The 1912-nt window shown below is 66.3% G+C and carries 2 protein-coding genes; one reads left to right on the forward strand and one right to left on the reverse strand.

The genetic code is table 11. The features are described 5' to 3' along the window. The coding region (gene aspS / locus Q7J26_RS13260; protein ID WP_304936878.1) for an aspartate--tRNA ligase at positions 1–1254 on the forward strand (1254 nt) is incomplete at its 5' end. A gap of 70 nt (positions 1255–1324) precedes the next feature. Here aspS and Q7J26_RS13265 read toward each other — a convergent pair. After that, on the reverse strand, positions 1325–1912 hold a 588-nt coding region (locus Q7J26_RS13265), incomplete at its 5' end, for a pentapeptide repeat-containing protein (protein ID WP_304936879.1).

A 1912-nucleotide genomic window follows, 5' to 3' on the forward strand; every position in this document is an offset into this window, starting at 1 on the left:
CTGCCGCAGGCGCCTCAGCAGTTCAAGCAACTGCTGATGGTCTCGGGCTTCGACCGTTATTTCCAGATCGCGCCCTGCTTCCGTGACGAAGACCTGCGCGCCGACCGTTCGCTGGAATTCTACCAGCTCGACGTCGAGATGAGCTTCGTGACCCAGGAAGACGTCTTCGCCGCCATCGAGCCGCTGATGCACGGCGTGTTCGAGGAGTTCGGCGAGGGCAAACCGGTGTCGCCCATCGACGGCGCCCATGTCTTCACCAACGACTTCGGCGAGACGTTCGAGCACAAGGGTTTCGAGCGCCTGACCTACGCCCAGTCGATGGCGTGGTATGGTTCGGACAAGCCGGACCTGCGCAACCCGATCAAGATGCAGGTGGTGTCTGACCACTTCCGCAACGGCGGTTTCGGCCTGTTCGCCAAGATCCTGGGCGCCGACGAGAAGAACGCCGTCTGGGCCATTCCGGCGCCGACCGGCGGATCGCGCGCCTTCTGCGACCGCATGAACTCCTGGGCGCAGGGCGAGGGCCAGCCCGGCCTGGGCTATATCTTCTGGTCGGACGACCAGGGCGCCTGGGGCGGCCCCATCGCCAAGAACCTGGGCCAGGAGCCGACCGAGGCCCTGATGTCGTCGCTGGGCCTGGGCAAGGGCGACGCCGCCTTCTTCACCGCGGGCCTGCCGTCGGTCTTCGCCAAGTTCGCCGGCCTGGCCCGCACCCGCGTGGGCACGGAACTGAAGCTGATCGACGAGAACCAGTTCAAGTTCTGCTGGATCGTCGACTTCCCCATGTTTGAATGGTCGGAAGAGGAGAAGAAGGTCGACTTCAGCCACAATCCCTTCTCGATGCCGCAGGGCGGGCTGGAGGCCTTGGAGACTCAGGATCCGCTGACCATCCGCGCCTTCCAGTACGACATCGTCTGCAACGGCTATGAGCTGTGCTCGGGCGCGATCCGGAACCACAAGGCCGAGATCATGCTGAAGGCCTTCGAGATCGCCGGGTATGACGCCTCGGTGGTCGAGGAGCAGTTCGGCGGCATGCTGAACGCCTTCCGTTACGGCGCGCCGCCGCACGGCGGCCTGGCCCCCGGCATCGACCGCATCGTCATGCTGCTGGCCGGCGAAACCGCCATCCGCGAGGTCATCGCCTTCCCACTGAACCAGCAGGGCGAGGATCTGCTGATGAACGCCCCGACCGAGGCGGAAGAGCGCCAGCTAAAGGACGTCCACATCCGCACGGCCGTGCCGATCAAGGTGTAACGGCCGCACATCGCCGAATACGACAAAGGGGACGCCGCGAGGCGTCCCCTTTTTTAGTGCGGTTCGGGCCTTAGTTCCCGGCGCTGACGAAGTGGCGCACGGCAGGCGGCGCCGGCGGCGCGGCCGGGGTGCGGATCACCCGAATGGTTCCGCGACAGGCATGAGCTGTCAGACGGCCGGGCAGACGGGTGGAACCGTCGCCGCAGGCCTCGCTGACTTGGTCCTGGGTCAGGTTGCGCGCGCCGGACAGGTCGGCGCCCCGGATGTCGGTGCGGCGCAGCGAGGCGTCGTTGAAGTCGGCGCGGGTGAAGGTGGCGCCGGTCAGGCGGGCGCCGTCCAGGCTGGCTTCGTGGAAGGAGGCGTTGGAAAAATCGCCGCCGGACAGGTTGGAGGCGTTGATCTCGGCGTCGTTGAAGTTGGCCCCGACGGCGCGGACGTTGGCCAGGGTGGCGCCGAACAGTTCGCTGCTCGAAAAATTCGCTCCGGCTAAGGTCGCGCCGTTGAAGTTTACGCCGTGCAGTTCGGCGCCCGACAGGTCGGCGCGCGACAGATTGGCGCGCACGAAGGACGAGCCCTGGGCCTCGGCCCCCGTCAGTACCGCGCCGGTGAAATTGGTCGAGGTGAAGTTGGCCCCGACGATCTCGACCCCCGTCAGATT

It is taken from the genome of Brevundimonas sp., assembly GCF_030656255.1.
In the GTDB taxonomy this organism is placed as follows: domain Bacteria; phylum Pseudomonadota; class Alphaproteobacteria; order Caulobacterales; family Caulobacteraceae; genus Brevundimonas.